We start from the raw sequence: 15,682 nt of genomic DNA on the forward strand, positions 1-15,682 counted from the left end.
AAAGGCTTTTGTAATGCAACTTTAACTTATCTTGATTTGGCGCAATTTTTGTCGCGAATGAGACTTTTTCGCTTTAATGGTGAAATGAATAGAATTTAGCGGGCCAATACATTAGCCCGCTGGGGACGGAGAATATCAGGAGAATAGCGCGATCAGTACTGGAGCCAGTAAGCTCAATATGAAGCCGTGCACGATCGCGGCAGGTACCATTTCCAGGCCACCGCTACGTTGCAATACCGGCAGGGTGAAATCCATTGAGGTGGCACCGCAGAGGCCTAAGGCAGTGGAACGGCTGCGGCGAACCAGCGTTGGAATCAGCATAATGGCGACTAATTCACGGGCTAAATCGTTGAAGAAGGCGGCGCTGCCGATCACCGGGCCAAATGCGTCTGTCAGTAAGATACCCGAGAGTGAGTACCAACCGTAGCCGGAGGCCATTGCCAGACCGGTTTTCAGCGGTAAACCGAGGAATAACGCGGCTAACGCGCCGCCAGCCAGCGCACTGACAGCAACCACGATGGCGACAATAGTGCCGCGGCGGTTAAGCACAATCTGGCGTAAAGTCATGCCGCTATTACGCAACTGGATGCCAACCAAAAATAGCAGGAATATCAATGCTAATTCACTACCTTGAGCGGCAAATTGCAACGGTGGCCATTCGGTCAGACCCAATAGAAAGCCGATGATAACTACGCCGCACAGTTTCAGCGATTCCAGCGCCATATGTAATCGGGAAGGCAGAGCTTCCTGGCGGTGAGTATTTTTCCACGGCCTTTTATGTTCGAGCAAAAATAGCGCCAACAGGTTAGCGGATAAAATGCAGATAAAACATACGCTGGCGTATTGGAAAATAAGCAGTAGGTTTGCGCTAAGGTTTTCCAGAAATGCCAAGCTGATGCCCATAAAAAATAAAATAACGTAAACCATCCAGCTTAATAGCCGGTTAATCGCCTGAATTAAAGATTTACGGCTAAGCGGGATCAAATAACCGATAATTAACGGCAACAGAATGATCAGTAATCCTGAATACATGTGAGTTAAAGCGTCCTTTACGCGTCAGGCTGAATTAAGCAGACGTAAGGCTATAGCCGGTTGGCTATAGCAATGAGATCGGGCATTGTTGAGTGAAGGGGATAAGCTATCTAAAAAGGCGGATAGAGTAAAGGTGGAAAGACCGGCGGATGGCGCTTGACCTGAAAGGATTTTTTGCGCCATTCTCATGAATGTTAACGCGTTAATGACATAGGCTTCGCTGGTAATGATTTAACTTCGCACGGGAGGCGTAAATATGTTCCTAGAACGCGTGGAAATAGTCGGGTTTCGTGGCATTAATCGTATTTCTTTGACGCTGGATGATAATACGGTACTCATCGGGGAGAATGCCTGGGGTAAATCCAGCCTGTTGGATGCGCTCACTCTGTTGCTGTCTCCGGAACCGCGACTCTATCATTTCACCGTGCAGGATTTTTATTATCCCCCCGGTGATGAAGCGGCAAAAGATCGGCATCTTCAGGTTATTTTAACCTTCTGCGAGAAGGATATCGGCCATTGGCGTTCCCCACGTTATCGCCATTTGGCACCGCTGTGGAGCCAATGTGAAGACAGTTTGCATCGTATTTACTACCGAGTGGAAGGCGAACTGGCCGATGACGGCACCGTTTGTACCTGGCGCACTTTTCTGGATCTGGATGGCCAGCCGTTGCCACTCCACGATATTGAAAAACTGGCTTTAGGTATTATTCGTATCCATCCAGTGCTGCGCCTGCGGGATGCCCGCTTTATCCGCCGTTTACGTACCAGCGTGCCGGAAAGTATGCCTGGGCAGGATAAAGTTGCGCTGAATCAGCAGTTGGATCAGTTAGGGCGTGAATTAGTACGTAATCCACAAAAACTGACTAATACCGAGCTACGTCAGGGATTAGACGCTATGCGCCAATTGCTGGAACATTACTTTGCCGAGCAGGGTTCTCAAACGCCTCAGCGCAATCGGCCTTCGCGCCCGCAGCCGGAACGTCAGGCGTGGCAAGCGCTGGACAGCATCAACCGCATGATTGCCGAGCCGAACAGTCGAAGTATGCGGCTGATTTTACTGGGGATGTTTAATACGTTATTGCAGGCTAAAGGCTCGATTCATCTGGATCCGCACGCGCGCCCGCTGTTGCTGGTGGAGGATCCCGAAACCCGCCTGCATCCCATTATGTTATCGGTCGCCTGGGGGCTACTCAATCAGCTTCCTTTGCAACGCATCACCACCACCAACTCCGGCGAACTGGTTTCTTTGGTACCGGTAGAACGGATTTGCCGATTGGTGCGTGAGTCTGCGCGGGTGGCAACTTACCGTATTGGCCCGAAGGGGATGACGCCGGAAGACAGTCGCCGCATTGCCTTCCATATTCGTTTTAACCGCCCGTCATCACTGTTTGCCCGCTGCTGGCTATTGGTGGAGGGTGAGACAGAAATCTGGTTGCTTAACGAACTGGCTCGCCAATGTGGCTATCACTTTGAAGCTGAAGGGGTAAAAGTCATCGAGTTTGCGCAAAGTGGTTTACGTCCATTGCTAAAATTCGCCAATCGCATGGGCATTCAGTGGCATACCCTGACCGACGGCGACGATGCCGGTAAGAAGTATGCCGCTACCGTTCGGGATATTGCGGAGCGCAACGGTGATAATGAACGAGATCGCCTGACCATGTTGCCGGCGCCGGATATGGAGCAATTCCTATATCGTGCGGGATTTGGCCCGGTTTATCATCGAATATCAGCGATACCGATGAATGCCAAAATGCCGCCGCGCCGGGTGATTGAGAAAGCGATACATCGCACTTCCAAGCCCGATTTGGCTATTGAAGTTGCCACTCAGGCTGGGGTGTGGGGCGTGAGTTCGGTACCGCCAATTCTGAAAAAGATGTTTTCCCGCGTGGTGTGGCTGGCTCGGGGTCGCGCGGATTAACCGAGGTATTTTCAGCACAAGGGAAGTGGGCGCTAATCCCGCTTTCCAATTGATCCAATAACTGATAACGGCGGCGATATTCAGCGCGTTTCTTGCTAGGGATATCCTCAATGGCTTTCCGCGCTACGCGGGCAGGCAGCAGAAAATAACCTTCCTCGCTCATTTGGCCGCCCAGAGATTGCCAGAAACCATCATAATCGGCGTGTAACTTATCGCTTTTCCGTTGACGATAACGCCAGCTTTTATAGATATGAGTATCATTACCCACCGCTATAATCTGAGTGATCCCCAACATTTCGGCCAGACTACAGGCTGCTTCCAGCAGGATACGTTTCGGGAACAGGCCGTGACAGTTTTTGGTGCTGATTTGAATTTCTTCATGAGCTACCTGCGGTGCGGCTCCTTGTAACCCACCAATAAACAACGTTTTTTTCTGTCGATAACTCATCAAACTAAAGGTCATGAGCGCCAGTGTTTCACCTTGTTGATTGGTAAACATCAGCGTGGCTTCCCCTTCTTTATTGAGCATCGGCAACGTACCGAGGTAAACGCGGTACTGGCTGTCATTGCGTCCGCTTAATTCGGCCAATTTATAAGGCTTGGATTGGAGATATCCCGTCGCCAATGCTGATGGCATCAATTCATTGACCAACCGATAGTGCTCTTTGATCGCCTGTAATCCCTGACGTTTACTGAGATTGGCGCTGAGATACGGACGGTGCAGTTTGCAAGGTAAATCCGGCTGAGATTGCAGCAGCGTACCGAGCTGCGGGTTATTCGCCAATTCACTGAGTAGCGCCAGAGTAACCTGAGGATAAATCAGCGTTCTGGCCAGAAACTTAAAGCGAAAAGCCGGTTTTCGCCACACCTCCGGCAGGTTTTCTTCCCCTTTTATCAACTGCGAAATTAACTGCCAGCGACTTAAATGATTCGGCGCTGATGGGGGTGAAGTGAATAAATACATTGGAATATCCGTTTCGTTATCAAACTTTGTCTCTATTGAAGCAAGGGGGAACTAAACAGCGACTCAATGCGTCTTATGTTGGTATTATTTATATGATTTGATGTTTATATTACGTTTAAATTCGCGCACTCTCAGAGTGATAATTTAATCAGCGCTACGGTATTTTCATTAGCATTTGTCTATTTCAAGCATAAATTTTAATAAGGTAGGTAATTAATTTGACGTGGTTTAGCGGACGTAAACGACGCTGGATTCTGGCGATTGTGATTTTGGCAATTGGCGGTTTTTGGGCGATCAAGCATGGAATGGCACCGGCTGCGACACAGTATCAAACCGTCAAAGTGGTTAATCGGGATCTGCAACAAAACATATTAGCGATAGGTAAATTGGACGCGGTGCGCAAAGTTGATGTGGGTGCGCAGGTGAGCGGGCAGCTTGAACGGCTCTATGTGGAGATCGGCGATAAGGTCAAGCAGGGGCAACTGCTGGCGATGATCGATCCGCAGCAGGCACAGAACCAGATCAAAGAGGTGGAAGCGACGCTGCAAGATCTTAACGCTCAGCTGTTGCAAGCCAAAGCCGAGCGGCAGTTGGCGGAGGTGACGCTGAGCCGCCAGCAACAATTGGCGAAGCTACAGGCGGTTTCTCTTCAGGTTCTGGATCAGGCCGCAACGGATTTGGCGGTAAAAAAAGCAAAAGTTGGCACGATCAGCGCACAAATCAGCAAAACCAAAGCCAGCCTGGATACGGCCAAAATTAATCTGGATTACACCAAAATTTCCGCCCCGATGGACGGCGATGTAGTGCAAATTACTACGTTGCAAGGCCAGACAGTGATTGCCGCACAACAGGCGCCAAACATTCTGACGTTGGCCGATATGCGTACGATGCTGGTGAATGCTCAAGTTTCCGAAGCGGATGTTATCCACCTGAAACCGGGGCTGAAAGCCTCATTCACTGTATTGGGTGATCCGTCGAAGCATTTTGACGGTGTACTCAAAGATATTCAGCCAACGCCGGAAAAAGTGAACGATGCCATTTTCTATTCGGCCCGCTTTGAAGTACCTAATCCGGATGGCCTGCTGCGCCTGCAAATGACCGCTCAGGTATCGATTCAATTATCGAAAGTGGAACAGGCTAAAGTTGTGCCACTCTCCGCTTTGGGTAACGAATTGGGCGTGAACCGTTATGAAGTCGCGGTGCTAAAAAATGGTAAGGAAGAGAAACGAGAAGTGACCATCGGCATTCGCAACAATGTGGATGCGCAGGTGCTTAGCGGTCTGGAAGTGGGTGATGAAGTGATTACCAGCCGCGGCGTAGCGGAGGCTGAATAATGGCGGCTTTGCTTGAGTTAAAAGGCATTCGCCGCAGTTATCAGTCTGGTGAACAAACGGTGGATGTGCTGCAGGACGTTTCGCTGGAAATTAACGCGGGTGAGCTGGTGGCGATTATTGGTGCTTCCGGCTCGGGTAAGTCGACCCTGATGAATATTCTTGGCTGTCTGGATAAGCCAAGCGAGGGGATTTACCGCGTGGCCGGGCAGGACGTCGATAGCATGGACAATGATGCGCTGGCGGCTTTGCGTCGTGAACACTTTGGGTTTATTTTCCAGCGTTATCATTTATTACCTCACCTAAGTGCGGCGCATAACGTAGAAGTGCCCGCGGTCTACGCAGGTTTAGGAAAGCATGAGCGGCGGGAACGCGCCAAAATGTTGCTAACCCGTTTGGGATTAGGCGAGCGCATCAGCTATCGTCCCAGCCAGCTTTCCGGTGGCCAACAGCAGCGCGTCAGTATTGCTCGCGCTTTGATGAACGGCGGGCAGGTAATATTGGCCGATGAACCCACCGGCGCGTTAGACAGCCATTCCAGCGTTGAAGTGATGGTGATTTTAAAGCAACTGCAACAGCAGGGGCACACGGTCATTATTGTTACCCACGATCCTACGGTCGCGGCTCAGGCCGAGCGAATCATTGAAATCAAAGATGGCCGTATTATGGCGGACTCCGGCAGTAAAACACCGCCAAAAACCGCAGAGCCGGATACGCAAAGTCTGACGCCGCCAGCGCCTTCATGGCAGCAATTGACCGGGCGTTTTCGTGAAGCATTGCTGATGGCATGGCGCGCGATGGCCTCTAACAAGATGCGAACTGCGCTAACTATGCTCGGTATTATCATAGGTATTGCTTCGGTGGTTTCTATTTTGGTGGTGGGCGATGCGGCCAAACAAATGGTGTTGGCAGATATTCGCGCTATCGGGACAAATACCATCGATATTTACCCCGGAAAAGACTTTGGCGATGACGACCCCAGTAATCGGCAGGCGCTGGTTTATGACGATATGGTAGCGCTGAAAGCGCAGTCTTACATTAATGCGGTGTCACCGGTGATCTCTGGCAGTATGCGGCTACGCTTCGGAAATATCGATGTGGCCGGCAGTGTATCCGGAGTGAGCGCGCAGTATTTCCGTGTTTACGGTATCAGTATCGAGCAGGGCACGGCGATTACGCAGGATCAGGTCGATCGACAGGCGCAGGCGGTGGTGATTGACCGTAATACTCAGCGCCGACTTTTCCCGCATGTGAAAGATGTGGTGGGGCAAGTGATGCTGATCGGCAATATGCCTGCGACTATCGTCGGCGTGGTGGAAGAAAAACAATCGATGTTTGGCAGCAGTAAATCACTGCGGGTGTGGATTCCCTACACCACAATGGCTAACCGGTTGATGGGTAAATCTTATTTTGATTCGATTACGGTGCGAATCAACGATGGCTATAATAGTAAGGAAGCCGAACAACAGTTAGTTCGCTTGCTAACTTTGCGTCACGGTAAGAAAGATATCTTTACCTATAATATGGACAGCTTGCTGCAAACTGCGGAAAAAATCACTCGAACCATGCAATTGTTCCTGACGCTGGTAGCGGTCATTTCGTTGGTGGTTGGCGGTATTGGTGTGATGAATATTATGCTGGTATCGGTAACGGAACGAACCCGTGAAATAGGTATTCGCATGGCCGTAGGGGCGCGTTCCAGCGATGTCATGCAGCAATTCCTGATTGAAGCGGTGCTGGTTTGTCTGGTCGGCGGCGCATTAGGGATTACGCTTTCCTTTGCTATCGGTCTGGCGGTAGAAATGGTGATGCCCAACTGGCAGGTATCTTTCCCTGCGGTTGCGCTGGTCAGCGCTTTCCTGTGTTCGACAATTATTGGCGTGGTCTTCGGTTATTTGCCCGCTCGCAGTGCCGCCAGATTAAACCCAATTGACGCTTTGGCGCGGGAATAACGTTTACGGACATAGAATTTACGGGCAATAGGATAAACGAGCAGACGCCCAGGCGGTGTTAACGTAATATTATGGCGTTAGCGGGGGCATAAAAAATGATAAAAATGCCAGTCGCAGTTCGGCTGGCATTTTGAATTGCTGTGCTGCCGTAGATAAAAGCTAACGGCCCGACGGTGTGACGTTGATGTCAGGCGAGAGCCAGCATTTCCAGAGGCACAATCAGGCTGGCATGATTGCCTTTGGGGCCCTGGTGGACATCAAAGTTAACCTGCTGACCCGCTTTTAGCGTTCGATAACCATCCATCTGGATAGTAGAGTAGTGTGCAAAGATATCTTCGCCGCCGTTCTGCGGGCAGATAAATCCAAAGCCCTTGGCGTTATTGAACCATTTAACAGTACCCGTCTCCATACTTCTACGTTCCTCGCAAGGCTATTCTAATTTTAGATGAGGTAATCGCTGGTTAAAGTGAGCGCGGATTGGTTAAAACTCCATCAGCTCACAAATTTACACTCTAGTGGAAATGCGATTAACGTCAAGAGGACGGCTTTTCTCAGGCTGAGGAGTTCGCCAAAGTTTGATGCAGATAACGCTATTGCGCTTATTTAGTTACAATTTTGTTGTTGTCTGTGCGAACGTTCTCGCATGCTTCTAAAGCGACACTTCACGGCAAGAGATGTTAAAATAACAATAGAAATCTGTACCAAATGGTCTTATAACCGGAGCTGAGTGTTGCTCCTGTATGATTCAGTGAAACGATGGGTAAGCAATGGGCAATAACAACGACTGGCTTAATTTTGAGCATTTAGTCAAAGATAAACAAATCGATGCGCTAAAACCGCCGTCTATGTATAAAGTTATACTCAACAACGACGATTACACGCCGATGGAATTTGTGATTGACGTTCTGCAAAAGTTCTTTTCTTATGATATTGAACGTGCAACCCAGTTGATGCTGAACGTTCACTACAAAGGGAAAGCGATTTGCGGCGTGTTCACTGCTGAAGTTGCAGAGACAAAAGTGGCGCACGTAAATCAATACGCCAGGGAGAACGAGCATCCATTGCTTTGTACGCTGGAAAAAGCCTGATTAAGGCAATTTATTGGGGAGGTGCCTATGCTCAATCAAGAACTTGAACTCAGTCTTAATATGGCTTTCGCCAGAGCGCGGGAGCACAGACACGAGTTTATGACCGTGGAGCACCTGTTGCTGGCATTGCTGAGCAACCCTGCCGCGCGGGAAGCGCTAGAGGCATGTACGGTGGATCTGGTGGCATTACGCCAGGAGCTGGAAGCCTTTATAGAACAAACCACGCCAACGTTACCGGCCAGCGAGGAAGAGCGTGACACCCAACCAACGCTGAGCTTCCAGCGCGTATTACAGCGCGCCGTCTTCCATGTTCAATCATCTGGTCGTAATGAAGTTTCCGGTGCCAACGTTTTGGTCGCCATCTTCAGCGAACAAGAGTCCCAGGCGGCTTATCTGCTGCGTAAACACGATGTCAGCCGTCTGGATGTGGTGAACTTTATTTCCCATGGTGCACGCAAAGACGAGCCGGGTCAGGCGCCAAATGCAGAAAATCCGGTGAATGAAGAGCAGGCGGGAGGGGAAGACCGTATGGAGAACTTCACCACCAATCTTAACCAACTGGCGCGCGTCGGCGGTATCGATCCGCTGATTGGCCGCGAAAAAGAGCTGGAGCGTGCAATTCAGGTACTTTGCCGCCGTCGTAAAAACAATCCGCTGCTGGTCGGCGAATCCGGCGTCGGGAAAACCGCGATTGCCGAAGGTCTGGCATGGCGAATTGTGCAGGGCGATGTACCGGAAGTCATGGCCGAATGTACGCTGTACTCGTTGGATATCGGCTCGCTGCTGGCGGGAACTAAATACCGCGGTGACTTTGAGAAACGTTTCAAAGCGCTGCTGAAACAGCTAGAGCAGGATAAAGACAGCATTCTGTTCATCGATGAAATTCACACCATTATCGGCGCCGGTGCTGCTTCCGGTGGGCAAGTGGATGCCGCGAACCTGATCAAACCGCTGTTGTCCAGCGGCAAGATTCGGGTGATTGGCTCCACGACCTATCAGGAATTCAGCAATATCTTTGAAAAGGATCGTGCGTTAGCGCGCCGTTTCCAGAAAATTGATATCGTTGAGCCGACGCCCGAAGAAACGGTGCAAATTATCAATGGGTTGAAACCGAAATACGAAGCTCATCACGATGTACGCTACACGGCGAAAGCCATTCGGGCGGCGGTGGAATTGTCGGTGAAATACATCAACGATCGCCATTTGCCGGATAAAGCCATTGATGTCATTGATGAAGCTGGTGCGCGCAGCCGATTGATGCCGGCGAGCAAACGCAAAAAAACCGTCAACGTTTCAGATATTGAATCTGTGGTGGCGCGTATTGCTCGTATTCCGGAGAAAACTGTCTCTGCCAGCGATCGTGACGTACTGAAAAACCTGAGCGACCGTTTGAGTATGTTGGTCTTCGGGCAAGATAAAGCTATCGACGCTCTGACTGAAGCGATCAAAATGAGCCGCGCGGGTTTAGGTCATGAAAATAAACCTGTGGGTTCGTTCCTGTTTGCTGGCCCGACCGGGGTGGGTAAAACTGAAGTCACAGTGCAATTGGCCAAGGCGCTGGATATCGAACTGCTGCGCTTTGATATGTCCGAATATATGGAGCGCCATACGGTTAGCCGCCTGATTGGTGCGCCTCCGGGCTACGTTGGCTACGATCAGGGCGGTTTGCTGACCGACGCGGTTATCAAACACCCTCATGCGGTTCTGTTGCTGGATGAGATTGAAAAAGCGCATCCCGATGTCTTTAACCTGTTATTGCAGGTGATGGATAACGGTACGCTGACGGATAACAATGGTCGTAAAGCGGATTTCCGCAACGTGATTGTGGTGATGACCACCAACGCTGGCGTGCGGGAAACTCAGCGTAAATCGATTGGCTTCCAACAGCAGGATAACAGTACCGATGCGATGGAAGAGATCAAAAAGGTGTTTACGCCGGAATTCCGGAACCGTTTGGATAACATCATTTGGTTCAACCATTTGTCTCCTCATGTGATTCAGCAGGTTGTCGACAAGTTTATCGTCGAGCTTCAGGCGCAGTTGGATGCCAAAGGCGTGTCGCTGGAGGTCAGCGATGAAGCGCGTAACTGGCTATCTGAGAAGGGCTACGACAAAGCTATGGGCGCGCGGCCGATGGCGCGGGTGATTCAGGAAAATCTGAAGAAACCGCTGGCTAACGAACTGTTGTTTGGCTCTTTGGTTGATGGCGGCTCGGTGAGCGTTGGTCTGGATAAAGAGAAACAGCAACTGGCTTACGAATTCCAAAGCGCGCAAAAACGCAAAACGGAAGGCGCGGTACATTAGTCTTAGCGCAATAAGCTAGTTGAATCAGACGTGAAATAAATGGAAGGGCGATAGCGATATCGCCCTTTTTTTTGTACTCAGTCCGACTCATTCGAAATGGGAATGGTGCGGAAGGGGTAAATAACGGAAGGGGTAAATAACAGAAAAAGCAAAACGCCCTAGCCAATAAAATGGTAAGGGCGCCGGAGGGGGGACTACATCCTCAGAGCTCGCTAGCAACTAGCGACTGGGCAGCCGATTAACGGCTACGGAAGACAATGCGGCCTTTGCTCAGGTCGTACGGGGTCAGCTCTACAGTGACTTTGTCACCCGTCAGGATGCGGATATAGTTTTTACGCATTTTACCGGAGATATGAGCGGTTACCACGTGCCCGTTTTCCAATTCAACACGGAACATGGTGTTCGGCAGCGTATCAAGAACGGTGCCCTGCATTTCAATATTGTCTTCTTTGGCCATCGAATCCTCTAGGAGTAACTACCTTAGTTTTTAACCGGCAAGATAATGCCGAAAAACCCACATTATGTAAAGAAGTGTTGGCAGTCATCACACCATTTCTGCAAAATTAGTCTGCTGAGGAGGGGATAAAGCCTAATGTGGGGTGCTTTTGTAACATTGATCTTTACGGCATCGCGATTTCGACATCCAGCGATTGCGGTAACCAGCATTCAGCCGGTAGCGGACTAAACTGGAGTTGACTCAAGTGCTGCAAAAAGTGGCTGCGAGGGATCTCTCTCGCACCCAGCGACGCAGTGTGAGCGTTGAGGACCTGACAGTCAATCAGTTCTCCACCATGACGGGTAAAATGATGACAAAAAGCCATTAATCCGCTTTTTGAAGCGTTCTCCACCCTGCTAAACATTGATTCTCCGCAAAAAAGTGCGCCCATCCCAATACCATACAACCCGCCAACGAGTTCATTATTTAACCATACCTCCAATGAATGAGCGTGGCCCATTTCATGTAATTGGGCGTAGGCCTGCTGTACATCGTCACCAATCCAGGTTCCGTCATCGGGACGATCGGCGCAGGCGGCGACCACTTCACGGAACGCCTGGTTCAGTGTGAACCGAAATGGGCAGCGGCGCAGGAAGCGACGCATGCTACGGCTGATATGTAATTCTTCGGGGAACAGCACCGCTCGCGGGTCCGGCGACCACCATAAAATCATCTCGCCCGGGCTAAACCACGGGAAAATACCGCGCTGATAGGCCGCGAGTAACCGTGATGCCGATAAATCGCCACCTAACGCCAATAGGCCATTAGGCTCGCGCAGAGCCAGCTCAGGTGAAGGGAACGCGTAAGAATGTGATGAGAGGTGGGTAAGACGCATAAATCCCCTTAACGGCGCTTACAGGCGCTTTTGGCTGTAGAGTATTGATAATGCCGCCGTTATCCCAGCGGCATTTGATAACATTAGCCAGAAATCGTCTTAAACTCACAATAAAACTTAGCGGCGCTGACGGAACTGATAATACCGGCCTTTATTTTTCAATAAAGTCTCATGATCGCCCTGTTCAACGATCTGGCCGCCGTCCATCACGCAAATGCTATCCATTTGCTCCAGCCCATACAGGCGATGCGTCACCAGAATCAGACTCTTGTGCTGACAGTGTTGGCGCAGCAGCGCCAGTATTTGTTGCTCGGTTTCCGCATCCAGACCTTCGGTCGGTTCATCCAACAATAACAATGGAGCAGGATGGAGCAGCGCCCGCGCAATACCCAAACGGCGTTGTTCGCCACCGGAAAGTGGGCGACCGCCGTCTCCCATCCAGGCATTTAACCCTTCGTCATTATCCAGAAGATTACCCAGGCCGACTTGTTGTAACGCGGTGATTAGTTGCTCATCGCTAGCGGTTGGGCAGGCGAGCAGCAGGTTTTGTCGCAGCGTACTGCTGAAAACGTGTACTCGCTGGCTGACTACCGTCATCATCTGGCGTAGAGAAGCTTCGTCGTAGCTCGCCAGCGGCTGGCCGTTGAGCCGGATTTCACCCTGATTGGGATCCCAGGCGCGGGTGAGTAATTGTAATAGCGTTGATTTACCACAACCTGTGCGTCCCAGTAGCGCAATATGCTCTCCTGCGGCCAGTGACAGCGTTATATCCTGCAATACAGGCAAAGGCTGGTCTGGATAGGTAAAACTCACCTGTGCGACTTCCAGCGCTGCCTGTGAAGCGATCTCAGGGCCGGTTTGGGGGAAGGTGACTTCCGGCTTCTGTGCAATAAGCTGCGCCACGCGCTCAGCGGAAGTTATCACCTGCCCAAGATGCTGGAAAGCACCTGCAACCGGCAGTAGAGCCTCAAATGACGCCATCGAAGCAAAAACAAACAGGGCAATCAATGCGCCCGGTTGGCTATAATCGCCGATGCCAGCCGCGGCCAGCCACAGCATTAGCGTGACGGTCATACCGGTCGCCAGAATCATCAATGCCTGCGCCAAACCTGCCAGCGAAGCCTGTTGCTGCTGACGAGTCAACCAACGCCGTTCGATATCTTCCAAAGTATGGCGAAAACGTCCTAACGCGCCGAAGACCAACAGTTCGGCCTGACCTTGCAGCCAGGCGGTCAGTTGTGTGCGGTAGTGGCTACGGAATACGGTGAGATCGGCACCGATAGGTTGACCGGCGCGGTAGAAAATCAGCGGCAGAATTAGCAGCAGCCCCAGTAGAATGGCACCTAGGGTCAATGCCAGCTCGACATCAAGGAAACTCAGACCGAAGGTAACGGCAGCGATGATCGCCAGCGCGGCGATTAACGGCGAAATGACCCGCAGATACAGATGATCCAACGTATCGACATCAGCCACCAAGCGGTTGAGCACTTCACTCTGACGAAAACGGGCAATCCCGGCAGGGGAGAGCGGTAAAATGCGCTGAAAGGTAAATACCCGCAAATGCGCCAGCACCCGGAAGGTAGCATCGTGGCTCACCACGCGCTCGGCGTAGCGTCCGGCGGTGCGTAAAATGGCTGAACCGCGAACGCCCGCGGCGGGAAGCAAATAGTTAAAGGTATACAAACCCGGCGGGCCAGCGAGTGCAGTACCAGCGAGGAACCAGCCGGACAGCGTCAATAGGCCAATGCTGGCCAGCAAAGTAATAATAGCCAGCAAAATGCCGAGGCTAATCAAGAACCAATGACGGCGGTAAAGCGCCAGAAATGGAAGAAGCACGCGCATGATTAAAGCTCCTCACGGCGATAAGACAGCAGGTTGGCGAAAGGCCCCTCAGACTGACTCAGTGTGGTGTAATCCCCTTGCTGAACCAGCAGCCCGCGGTCCATTACCCAGATTTGGTCATAATCTAGCGTATCTTCTAACTGGTGCGTCACCAGTAGCGTAGTCTGCATTCGCGAAGCCTCGTTTAATGCTTTCATCACTAATTGTTCGCTGTGGGCATCCAGACTGGCGGTTGGCTCATCCAACAGCAGTAGCCGGCAAGGATTTAACAAGGCGCGCGCCACGGCGACGCGCTGTGCCTGACCAACGGATAGACGAGCCGAATGATCGCCGATTTCCGTGGCTAACCCGTTGGGCAAATCCCCGAGGAACTCATTGACGTAGGCACGTTCAACCGCCTGTTGCAGCTGCTGTTCGCTGGCGTCGGGCTGATTGAGCAGAATATTGCTGGCCAAAGTCTGCTCCGGCAAATAAGGGTTTTGGCCTACCCAGCTTAGCTGGCTGCGCCATGCCTGAGGGGCAAGTTCGCGCAGTTCAATGCCGTTAACCCGCAGAGAGCCACGATAAGGCAGAAAGCCCAGTAACAGATTGAGTAATGAGCTTTTTCCTGCGCCACTCTGCCCAACAATGGCAATGCGCTGGCCGGGTTGTAGCGTGAAATTCAACGGGCCAGCCAGGCGAGTGCCGTTGGGTGCCAGTATTTCCAGTTCGGCGGCTTCCAGCGTGATTAAACCTTCGTCGGGTAGGTTTTTATCCCCCTGACCGATAGCTTCGCCTTCGCTGGCGAGGAACGTCACTAATGATTCCGCCGCGCCAACGGCCTGCGCTTTGGCGTGATAGAAGGTGCCGAGATCGCGCAGTGGTTGGTAAAACTCAGGAGCCAGAATCAGCACCAGAAAACCGGCAAACAGGGTGACGCCCAATCCGTAGCTGCCAAAATTCAATTCGCCAAGATAGGAAAAACCGAAATAAACCGCGACAACGGCAATAGAAATAGCGGCGAAAAATTCGAGAACCGCCGAGGAAAGGAAGGCCATGCGCAGCACTTCCATGGTCCGGCTGCGGAAATCTTCGGAAGAATCACGGATTTGGTCGGTTTCGGCCTTCGCCCGATGAAATAAGCGCAAGGTGTCCAAACCGCGCAAGCGATCGAGGAAATTGCCGCTCAATCGCGCCAGTGCAACAAAGTTGCGGCGGTTAGCATCTGCTGCGCCCATGCCGACTAGCGCCATGAAAATCGGGATCAGCGGAGCGGTGACGAACAAAATGAGTCCTGCGGCCCAGTTAATCGGGAAAATCGCAATCAAAATCAACAGCGGAATCAGACCGGCCAGATACATTTGTGGTAAATAGCGCGAATAGTAATCCTGCATTTCCTCAATTTGTTCAAGAATAATGGTCGCCCAACTGCCGGCTGGTTTGCCTTTTACCCAGGATGGCCCGAGTTGTTCAAGGCGATCCAGCACGATTTTACGAATCTGCAATCGCACCTTCATGCCGCAGATAAAACCTACCCGCTCCCGTAGCCAACTGACCACGGCGCGCGCTGCGAAAGTTCCAGCCAGCAGCAAGAAGTCGTTGGTCAGAGCCTCTCGCGGCATCTGATCCATAATCAGCGCCTGCAATAATCCGGCTAATAACCAGGCTTGAGCGATGATCAATAACCCGCTGAGCAAACCAAGTAGCATGGAAAGGCGGAGCCAACGTTGCGCGGGGGCGCTTTGTTTTTTCAGCCAACGAATCAACTCATATTGTCTTGTTTTATTCATCAGGCAATTATTCTGCGCAGGAAATGGGATGATAAATTTATCAATAGATGTCTGCTCCCCGAAGAGGGCAAACCGGCGAAAGGCAATGTTACCTTGTCCCTACGCCTTGTGAAAACAAATAAGGGGGAAATAGTGGTTTTAAACAAGTTTA

Annotated in this window: 12 protein-coding genes; 5 read left to right on the forward strand and 7 right to left on the reverse strand. The window is 51.2% G+C overall.

From position 1 onward, the window contains the following. Positions 1-135: 135 nt before the first annotated feature. Positions 136-1,032 (reverse strand): lysine exporter LysO family protein, encoded by an 897-nt coding sequence (locus DBA33_RS07095; protein WP_064512852.1) that lies wholly within the window; start codon positions 1,030-1,032, stop codon positions 136-138. 256 nt (positions 1,033-1,288) lie between these two features. On the opposite strand from DBA33_RS07095, the gene DBA33_RS07100 reads away from it, so the two are divergent. Next, on the forward strand, positions 1,289-2,950 hold the full coding sequence (locus DBA33_RS07100) for an ATP-dependent endonuclease (protein ID WP_064512854.1): 1,662 nt from the start codon (positions 1,289-1,291) through the stop codon (positions 2,948-2,950). Here the strand turns inward: DBA33_RS07100 and DBA33_RS07105 are convergent. Next, positions 2,841-3,914: a VirK/YbjX family protein gene (locus DBA33_RS07105; RefSeq protein ID WP_064512856.1), complete on the reverse strand. Its 1,074-nt coding sequence runs from the start codon at positions 3,912-3,914 to the stop codon at positions 2,841-2,843. The genes DBA33_RS07100 and DBA33_RS07105 overlap by 110 nt on opposite strands. Before the next feature lie 218 nt (positions 3,915-4,132). Between DBA33_RS07105 and macA the strand changes: the two genes are divergently transcribed. After that, positions 4,133-5,248 (forward strand): macrolide transporter subunit MacA, encoded by a 1,116-nt coding sequence (gene macA / locus DBA33_RS07110; protein ID WP_064512858.1) that lies wholly within the window; start codon positions 4,133-4,135, stop codon positions 5,246-5,248. Continuing rightward, positions 5,248-7,197, forward strand: a complete 1,950-nt coding sequence (macB, locus tag DBA33_RS07115) for a macrolide ABC transporter ATP-binding protein/permease MacB (protein ID WP_064512860.1) — start codon at positions 5,248-5,250, stop codon at positions 7,195-7,197. The genes macA and macB overlap by 1 nt, the downstream gene beginning before the upstream one ends. A 187-nt stretch (positions 7,198-7,384) precedes the next feature. On the opposite strand, the gene cspD is transcribed toward macB, so the two are convergent. After that, positions 7,385-7,606 carry a cold shock-like protein CspD gene (gene cspD, locus DBA33_RS07120; protein WP_049596538.1) on the reverse strand — a complete coding sequence of 74 codons (222 nt, stop codon included), beginning with the start codon at positions 7,604-7,606 and terminating at the stop codon, positions 7,385-7,387. A gap of 358 nt (positions 7,607-7,964) precedes the next feature. Here cspD and clpS point away from each other — a divergent pair, with 358 nt between their 5' ends. Both clpS and clpA read left to right on the forward strand, forming a co-directional pair. Continuing rightward, positions 7,965-8,285, forward strand: coding sequence for an ATP-dependent Clp protease adapter ClpS (gene clpS / locus DBA33_RS07125; RefSeq protein ID WP_004717325.1), 321 nt, complete (start codon positions 7,965-7,967; stop codon positions 8,283-8,285). A 27-nt stretch (positions 8,286-8,312) separates the two neighbouring features. Beyond that, a complete protein-coding gene (clpA, locus tag DBA33_RS07130; RefSeq protein WP_120806018.1) occupies positions 8,313-10,589 on the forward strand; it encodes an ATP-dependent Clp protease ATP-binding subunit ClpA in 2,277 nt (758 codons plus the stop codon). Between the two features lie 238 nt (positions 10,590-10,827). On the opposite strand, the gene infA is transcribed toward clpA, so the two are convergent. From infA to cydD, 4 genes are all read right to left on the reverse strand, one after another. Next, a complete protein-coding gene (gene infA / locus DBA33_RS07135) occupies positions 10,828-11,046 on the reverse strand; it encodes a translation initiation factor IF-1 (RefSeq protein ID WP_002211347.1) in 219 nt (72 codons plus the stop codon). A 163-nt stretch (positions 11,047-11,209) separates the two neighbouring features. Beyond that, complete coding sequence (aat, locus tag DBA33_RS07140) at positions 11,210-11,920, reverse strand: leucyl/phenylalanyl-tRNA--protein transferase (RefSeq protein ID WP_064512864.1); 711 nt, start codon at positions 11,918-11,920, stop codon at positions 11,210-11,212. Positions 11,921-12,037: 117 nt separating this feature from the next. After that, the gene (cydC, locus tag DBA33_RS07145) at positions 12,038-13,762 is read right to left on the reverse strand and encodes a cysteine/glutathione ABC transporter ATP-binding protein/permease CydC (protein ID WP_120806020.1); all 1,725 of its coding nucleotides are present in this window, start codon (positions 13,760-13,762) and stop codon (positions 12,038-12,040) included. 2 nt (positions 13,763-13,764) lie between these two features. Continuing rightward, positions 13,765-15,531: a cysteine/glutathione ABC transporter permease/ATP-binding protein CydD gene (cydD, locus tag DBA33_RS07150; protein WP_064512869.1), complete on the reverse strand. Its 1,767-nt coding sequence runs from the start codon at positions 15,529-15,531 to the stop codon at positions 13,765-13,767. Between the last annotated feature and the right edge of the window lie 151 nt (positions 15,532-15,682).

The sequence above is a fragment of the Yersinia sp. IP36721 genome (assembly GCF_003634395.1).
In the GTDB taxonomy this organism is placed as follows: domain Bacteria; phylum Pseudomonadota; class Gammaproteobacteria; order Enterobacterales; family Enterobacteriaceae; genus Yersinia; species Yersinia entomophaga.